The 7,567-nt window shown below is 36.1% G+C and carries 10 protein-coding genes; 5 read left to right on the top strand and 5 right to left on the bottom strand.

The window, feature by feature from the left end; translation table 11 throughout:
• Nucleotides 1-306 precede the first annotated feature (306 nt).
• The 3 genes from PN497_RS11560 (at nucleotide 307) to PN497_RS11550 (ending at nucleotide 2,747) form a co-directional block, all read left to right on the top strand.
• Nucleotides 307-1,932 carry a serine hydrolase gene (locus tag PN497_RS11560; RefSeq protein WP_096566052.1) on the top strand — a complete coding sequence of 542 codons (1,626 nt, stop codon included), beginning with the start codon at nucleotides 307-309 and terminating at the stop codon, nucleotides 1,930-1,932.
• A 124-nt stretch (nucleotides 1,933-2,056) separates the two neighbouring features.
• Nucleotides 2,057-2,425 (top strand): photosystem II reaction center protein Psb28, encoded by a 369-nt coding sequence (psb28, locus tag PN497_RS11555; protein WP_096566054.1) that lies wholly within the window; start codon nucleotides 2,057-2,059, stop codon nucleotides 2,423-2,425.
• A 49-nt stretch (nucleotides 2,426-2,474) separates the two neighbouring features.
• Nucleotides 2,475-2,747 (top strand): four helix bundle protein, encoded by a 273-nt coding sequence (locus PN497_RS11550; protein WP_096566056.1) that lies wholly within the window; start codon nucleotides 2,475-2,477, stop codon nucleotides 2,745-2,747.
• Between the two features lie 148 nt (nucleotides 2,748-2,895).
• Here the strand turns inward: PN497_RS11550 and dprA are convergent, their stop codons facing one another.
• Nucleotides 2,896-4,134 (bottom strand): DNA-processing protein DprA, encoded by a 1,239-nt coding sequence (gene dprA, locus PN497_RS11545; protein WP_096566058.1) that lies wholly within the window; start codon nucleotides 4,132-4,134, stop codon nucleotides 2,896-2,898.
• 46 nt (nucleotides 4,135-4,180) lie between these two features.
• The gene (locus PN497_RS11540; protein ID WP_096566059.1) at nucleotides 4,181-4,852 is read right to left on the bottom strand and encodes a DUF2301 domain-containing membrane protein; all 672 of its coding nucleotides are present in this window, start codon (nucleotides 4,850-4,852) and stop codon (nucleotides 4,181-4,183) included.
• Between the two features lie 222 nt (nucleotides 4,853-5,074).
• Between PN497_RS11540 and PN497_RS11535 the strand changes: the two genes are divergently transcribed.
• Both PN497_RS11535 and PN497_RS11530 read left to right on the top strand, forming a co-directional pair.
• Nucleotides 5,075-5,434 (top strand): protein kinase domain-containing protein, encoded by a 360-nt coding sequence (locus PN497_RS11535; RefSeq protein ID WP_272110179.1) that lies wholly within the window; start codon nucleotides 5,075-5,077, stop codon nucleotides 5,432-5,434.
• The gene (locus tag PN497_RS11530) at nucleotides 5,403-5,897 is read left to right on the top strand and encodes a PsbP-related protein (protein WP_096566063.1); all 495 of its coding nucleotides are present in this window, start codon (nucleotides 5,403-5,405) and stop codon (nucleotides 5,895-5,897) included. The genes PN497_RS11535 and PN497_RS11530 overlap by 32 nt, the downstream gene beginning before the upstream one ends.
• Nucleotides 5,898-6,113: 216 nt before the next feature.
• Here PN497_RS11530 and PN497_RS11525 read toward each other — a convergent pair whose 3' ends face one another.
• The 3 genes from PN497_RS11525 to PN497_RS11515 all read right to left on the bottom strand — a co-directional run bounded on the left by PN497_RS11525 (nucleotide 6,114) and on the right by PN497_RS11515 (nucleotide 7,289).
• The gene (locus tag PN497_RS11525) at nucleotides 6,114-6,716 is read right to left on the bottom strand and encodes a S1 family peptidase (protein WP_096566065.1); all 603 of its coding nucleotides are present in this window, start codon (nucleotides 6,714-6,716) and stop codon (nucleotides 6,114-6,116) included.
• A 159-nt stretch (nucleotides 6,717-6,875) separates the two neighbouring features.
• Nucleotides 6,876-7,022: a PIN domain-containing protein gene (locus PN497_RS11520; RefSeq protein WP_190347868.1), complete on the bottom strand. Its 147-nt coding sequence runs from the start codon at nucleotides 7,020-7,022 to the stop codon at nucleotides 6,876-6,878.
• Between the two features lie 33 nt (nucleotides 7,023-7,055).
• Entirely contained in the window at nucleotides 7,056-7,289 is a 234-nt protein-coding gene (locus PN497_RS11515) for a hypothetical protein (protein ID WP_228051843.1), read from the bottom strand.
• Nucleotides 7,290-7,567: the final 278 nt, after the last annotated feature.

Genomic DNA, 7,567 nt, shown 5'->3' with positions numbered 1-7,567 from the left:
GTTTGATTTCTGAATTTATCTGTGTAGGCAGGCAAGAGGCAATAGTTCGACTTCGCTCACCAACCAGGCACTCATGCAAAAGGCTTTTAGAGAATTTTGGTGTACGGAGTTTTTTTCAATAATCAAATAGGAGTCCTATATATTTTTTAGATATCATCTTCCAAAAGCATTGATTATGACTTACACTAAACTGAAAAATGCTGCTTAGTAACAGAAGGGGTTCTGAGTATCAAGGTGCATAGTGTAGTTAGTTTTGGGTCGAAATTTGACAAACAAAACAGTCGAGTGGGTAACTAAGGAGTAGCAGTGTCAGAATCAAATGACAAACTAATAGCTGTCTCAAAACGGCAGTCTTCCCAGCGTCGTCGTCCGCGTCCTGTTCAAAGCCAAGACCAAGGACAAGCCCAAAAACAGTCCCAAAAGGCAGGACAAAAACAAGCCAGGAAGCAACAACAGGGTGCAAACAGAGGCGAAACTGTAGCACTCACAAGGTTAAATAATCCTATCAGTTCTGCTAATGTTACAACTGAGGGGCGAAGACCATCAAGCCGGTTAGTCATGCCGACAGCTGTTAAACCCATCCCTAAACCAAGGGCAAATATGTCAACCAAAATGCCACAATCGGTTACAGGGAAATTAAAAACAGTGCGTGTACAAAAGCAAGGCAAGCTAAAAGTAACCAGGCAATCATCACGGAAAACGCGATTAAAGCCAATGGCTAAGGCTGTATTGTATACCTTGCGTTTATTGATTGTTGGTATCGGACTAGGTGCAATTGTCGGCACGATATTATCAATATTAGACCCTGCTTATCGCATCACTACAACCTCTGCATCTCCATCTCAGACCAATATCACCCAATCTCATGCTAATAACCAAGCATCTGGTTCTGGTTTAGTCTTAGCTCAAGAAATTACCACTTTAAAATCTACTTTACAAAATCTAGCTACCGCCAACCCAAGTCTAACGCCTGGGGTTTTCATGGTGGATTTAGATACAGGTGATTATGTAGATATTAATGCTAGTACAAGTTTTCCTGCTGCCAGCACCATCAAAATTCCGATTTTAGTAGCTTTTTTCCAAGATGTCGATGGGGGAAAAATTCGCTTGGATGAAATGCTGACTATGGAAAAAGAAATGGTGGCAGGAGGTTCTGGTAATTTACGCACTCAACCTGTGGGTAGTAAATACACAGCGTTGGATGTAGCCACAAAAATGATGACTATCAGTGATAACACTGCCACAAATATGCTCATTACCAGACTGGGAGGCCAGGAAGTATTAAATGGGCGTTTTCGCAGTTGGGGATTAACAACTACAGCTATTCGTAATATTTTACCAGATTTAGAAGGTACAAACACCACATCACCCAAAGAATTAGCAGATTTAATTGCTAAAGTGAATCAAGGTAATTTAGTCAGTATGCGATCGCGTGATTTAATGTTAGATATCATGCGTCGCACAGAAAGAAATACTCTCATACCTTCTGGGTTAGGAGAAGGAGCAAGAGCATATCATAAAACCGGTGATATTGGCACAATGTTAGGAGATGCAGGTTTAATTGATATCCCCACCGGTAAGCGTTACATTGCTGCTGTCATGGTAAAACGTCCTCATAATGATTCTGCTGCGGAAACACTGATTAGTTCTATTTCTAAAGCTGCTTACGAAAACTTTAGTCAAGCGAATGTCACACCCCCCACTCCTACAAATAATCCACCATCAACTAATCCACCATCCACAAGTTTTCAACCACCAGTTCAACCTTTTATTCAACCAGTTCAACCAGTTCAACCAGTTCAACCTTTTACTCAACCTTTCATTCAACCCCAGGTAATGAGTCCAATACCACCCAATGGTATGGTTAATAATGTACCGATGGGTACTTATCAACCTCCTATGATGACTCCACAATATTATCCACCAAGATAGGAGTCAGGAGAATTTTAGATTTTAGATTTTAGATTTTAGATTTTAGATTTTAGATTTTGGATTTTGGATTTTAGATTAATCTATTACCAATTACCCATTACCCATTACCAATCACCAATTAATCATGACATCTACTCCTCCATCAATTCAATTTTTTGCAGGTTTATTTGAAGAACTGAGTAACGTGAGTTTACGAAGAGAAACCCGCACTGGTAAACGCATTGTAGTTATGCAATTTGAACAATTAAAAGCTTTATCAGGTTTTAATAGTTTTACCAAACAGTCTTTAAATTCCCTATTATTAACAGATGAAGAAGGAGAAATTAGTGTTACTCCTACGGGAACAAAGTTTATTTTTGGTGGTGATGAAGGAGATGAATTAAAACGGGTAGATTGTAAATTTGAAGTAGAAAGAGAAGATCATTTTGCACGAATTATGCGTTTTTTGCACCGTTACGCTGATGCAAACGGAATGGAATATGGGGAAAAATAAAGGAGTCAGGAGTCAGGAGTCAGGAGTCAGGAGTCAGTAGTTAGAAGAAATGCAACCTGCAAGAACATTTGAAGATTTAATAGTCTGGCAAAAAGCACATCAATTTGTGTTAGGAGTATATCAATTAACAGACGTAGATAAAGTAAGATTCATGAATATTGCACAAGCTTCTTTAGAAGAATGTAGATACTATCTTATGCTCACAGATGATTTAGGATATGGGAATACGTCAGAATTAATGCTGAAACTGCAAGAAGTTAGTAGATTATTAGATAGTTATGCAAAAGCTATTCTCAAAAATTCTAAGCTGTTACACAGCTAAATTGTATAACCCTAATGTTCTGAACTCTTGTTTAACAGGCAAGATGCCTGTTCCACTTATACAAATTCAATGCACAACAGCTTACTTCATAACTCCTAGCTTCTTCTTATTCCTACCTCCTGACTCCTGACTCCTGACTCCTGACTCCTTATATTTTCTGATATCTCATTCCTGGAAGTTGAGAAACCAAACCCATTAATTCTAACTGTAACAAAGAACTAGAAACTAAACCCGCATCCATACCTGTTTTCTGCACAATAAAATCAAAAGGTAAAGATTCAACAGTTAAAATATCTATTACCTTTTGTAATTCTGGTTCTAATTTAGGAGTTTCTAATTTAGGAGTTTCTAATTTAGGAGTTTCTGGTTTAGGAGTTTCTGGTTTAGGAGTTTCTAATTTAGGAGTTTCTAATTTAGGAGTTTCTAATTTAGTTTGAGTTGGTTGAGATAAAGGAAGAGAATTAAAAAGAGGAGTTTCTACATCTATTTGGGGAATAGCACCCAACATAATTAATAATTCATTTAATTGTTGATTTATTAAACCTGCACCTTGACTAATTAATTTTAAACATCCTTGCGAGGGTTCATCATCAACTCTTCCCGGTAAAGCGTAAACATCACGACAAAACTCATTTGCATAAGTTGCTGTTATTAAAGCACCTGATTTTGTTCCCGCTTCCATCACTAATACTGCACGACTTAAACCTGCAATAATACGATTTCTGCGCGGAAAATGAGTCCTGTTAGGTGTAGTTTTCGCAGGATATTCACTAATAACAATCCCAGATTTTAAAATTTGTTGATATAAATCTTTATTTTTCACAGGATATATAACATCTACACCAGTTCCTACAACCGCTATAGTTCTTCCTCCTGCTTTCATCGCTGCGGTGTGACTTTCCGTGTCTATTCCTTCGGCCATTCCCGAAACCACAGTAAAACCATTTTTAGCTAAAGCAGTGCTAATTTGACGAGTCCATTTTATTCCATATTCTGTAGGTTTACGAGTTCCCACTATACCTACCAAGGGTTTTTTCCCTGAATTTTCTTGTAAATCAACTTCACCACGATAATATAAAATTGCTGGTGGTGTGGGAATTTCTCTTAATAATTGGGGATATTCTAAATCTGCGGGTGTCCAGAAATTCGGGTTTATTTGTTGATGTTGAATCAGTAATTGTTCTGGGTTTATACGACTTCTTTGTTGTACAACTTTTTCTAAAGTTTGAAAACCAAAACCTTCGATTTTTCGTAATTCCGCAGGACTCGCTTTCCAAGCATTTTCTAATTTACCAAAATGCTGGTGTAATCGTTGTAATAATATTGGACCAATTCCCGAAATTTGCGACCAAGCTAACCAATATTTGCGATCTTCTATAGTAGACATTTTCAAAAAATCAACCTTTGCGTCTTTGCGTGAGATATTCTGATCTTTAACCCTTTGCTAATCTTTGATTCTTCAAATAATCAAAAACCGACTTATCACCAATATCTGCGGGAATATTTTGTACTGTTTTCCGCAACGCAAACACTAAAAAAGCAATTACCCAAATACCTAATAAAACCTGTTCTGCTTGAGTTGATAAAATTCCTGCTAAATGTCCTAATAATAAAAGTGGAACAAGGGGAGTTAAGATTTTCGTTTCTAACCGATTAAAACAAAATCCTTCTTTAAAGAAAATACCTGTTAAAGCAGCAAAAGTAAAACCCACACCAAATAATGTTAGTGGTTGATTATAAATAGTATTCGCAAAAGGTTGATGATCCAAATGTGCGAAAATTAAGGCAGAAATACTACCAATTATCCAGAAAAGTTGTAAAATTTGATGTAGCAACTTCATATATATGTGAATAGTTAATAAACTCACACCCAAAGCTAAACTAAAAACAGTGTAAAGAGGGGTAATAGCTTGAATAGCTAAGGGATAATCAGCATAAAATAAAGCTAAATTACTACCAATAGCAAAACTAATTGCTGCTATCATTAAACTTGTACGATAGATGATCACACCGATGCGATCGCCCTTAGTAATGGTAAATTCTCCAAACTGTCCTTTATATACTTCTGGTGTAGGTTCTGGGGTTGATATTGATTGTATAGTCATATTCAATAATAGAGGATATTGCTAACTGACTGCTATAGCTATTGTATTATGATATTGTGAATTTTTACATCATGCAAAACCCCATATCTGTATAATTCATCTTAACCCTGCTTATTAAGACAGGAGTTGGGGGGATCTGAAACTTTCCCTGTTTTCAGTAAAATTGCTATTAGCCATGATTTAATATATGTATATGATTATCTGGGTAGAAGGGTGAATCGGATGATTGGTAGAATCATTGCAGCACGATACAAAATCATCAGTAAGATAGGACAGGGTACATTTGGTACAACTTATTTAGCGGAAGATACCCAAGTACCCCCACCAAGTGAATGTGTAGTTAAACATTTTACACCATCAAGCACCGAACCGGAAACAATAAAAAAATCTCAAGAATTATTTGCACGGGAAGCTACAATCCTGCATCAACTAGGTAAACATCCACAAATACCCCGACTTTTAGCTTATCCCCAAGAAAACCAAGATTTTTTTATAGTTCAAGAATATATAGCAGGATATGATTTAAAACTCTGTAGGATTAGGTATATTAGTGACAGGAATTATTATTTTTGTATTTCTTAACAGTCGTCTTCCCGAATGTGATGGAAAATTAGCAACCTATCAAAACAGAGAATATAATATCAATCTGGAATATCCAGAATGTTGGCCTCAAGATGCAACACCAAATGCTTTAGATGATAAACTTGTGACATTTATTCACCCTCGAAAAAATTCAAGATTGATAATTAGTAGTTTTCCTTATTTAGAAACTTTAGATCAGCTGCAAAACTTTCAAGAACAGGATATAACTGATAATTTAACAGATGGGAAAGTCACAACAAGAGATACATATTTTTTTAGTGGGAAACAAGGAAGAAAAATCATTGCAACTGGTAGAAACGGTGATGAAAAAATCAAGAATATGTATGTAATGACTTTGAAAGAAAATAAAGCTTATGTGATTATTTATTCAGCAGAAGAAAATGAATATGACAAGTTTTTAAACACTGTAGAAATGATAATTCAATCAATAGAAATCGAATAATTCTCGTTCCCAGTCTCAGACTGGGAATGCAAAACGTGAGTCTCTGACTCACAACATGGTAAAATGATATTGATGATTTTTGTCTGAATCAGGATGTCCAGGATTTAAGGATGTACAGGATGTGATTGTTAAATTTCTAGTTTTCCTTAGCGTCTTTTTTTGTCTGAATCAGGATGTCCAGGATTATAGGATGTACAGGATGTGATTGTTAAATTTCTAGTTTTCCTTAATACCTATTACCTCACCTTGCTGGTTTAACACCGGTCCCCCACTCATACCTTTGACAGTCTGGTTAGTATAAACTAAATTATAACCACCATCCACAGTCACCTGTTTAGCATTAGCGGAAACTTCCCCATTAAAACAGTCGTAAAGCGGAGTAGGAACATTTCCTGTTGGGGGACGAAAACCACCGACATAAACATTATCCCGACGTTGCACCACATCAGAATTACCCAACTTCGCTATTTGATAACTTCTATTACTGCTAAACTGCACTACCGTTAAATCTACCGCAGTTCCCAGAGGTTTGATATTCTGCACATTAATGGGATAACGTTGTCCATCAGGGGTGACAATGGTATATCTTAAATTCTGATCTCGGAAATTATGAAAAGCGGTGAGAACAGAATAAGTATTCCCATCTTTTTTGATTAAAGTTCCCGAACCATTGTATTTACCATTATCAATTAAAACGGTGATTTTTTCGGCTATGGCATCTATTTCTTTACTGCATGATAAACCCTGTCCTGTTGCTGGTGGTGTCAGGGTGAGGGAGGTGAGGATAAATAAGGTGGGAAGAGTATATTTATAGTGCATATTATTTTTATTTGTCTGAATCAGGACACCCTTCGGGAAGTCAAAAGTCAAAAGTCAAAGGTCAAAAAATTAATGATATTTAGAGTTTTGAGGATTTACAGGATGTGATTGTTAAATTTATGGTTTGATTTTGGGTGTTTTTTTGTCTGTGTTTACTCCTTAGTCAATGCTGATATATTCATCCCAAGGACTAAAAACATTAACAGACGAAAAAGCAAAATCACTAATATTACGAGTAACAATGATCAGATTATTTTCAGATGCAGTCGCAGCGATTAAACTGTTGACAAGGTTGTTTTTTGACATATTCAGAAATAACACAAGTATCTAATAAATAAGTCATAATGAAATATCTCTACCTGTGTCTTTATCTCTTGCAAATAATGTTTCATTTTCTTCTAATTCAGGTAAAAGCAGAAATTCTGATAATTTCATCTGAGACTTATCTGATTGAGAAACTTTAATTTCTTCTAACTCACATAACCAACGTTGAAGAATAGTCTTTTGTTCTTCTATTGGCAAAGTTTCCACCGTTTCTATAACTTTTTGAAGTAATTCTGTTGTCATAATCATAGCAGGGAATAAAAGTATTTATCTATTATATCTTCAACTAGGAATCATTAATATTATTTTACCATGTTGTGAGTCAGAGACTCACCTTTTGCATTCCCAGTCTGAGACTGGGAAGGAGAATTTTTAAGGTTTAGTTTTTCTAGAACACCGATTCATTAATCGTCAGGGCGAAGCATTCGGGTGATAACCTATCGCTAAAACCATTGATATTCTGTCCGAATGCTTCGCCCCTACAAGGTAAAAACAGATTACCTAGCATTACTGAATCGACGCTCTAG

This window comes from Sphaerospermopsis kisseleviana CS-549 (assembly GCF_028329225.1).
In the GTDB taxonomy this organism is placed as follows: Bacteria; Cyanobacteriota; Cyanobacteriia; order Cyanobacteriales; family Nostocaceae; genus Sphaerospermopsis; species Sphaerospermopsis kisseleviana.
Note: the sequence above shows the minus strand (reverse complement) of the source record. Positions and strands in the feature narration are given on the sequence as shown.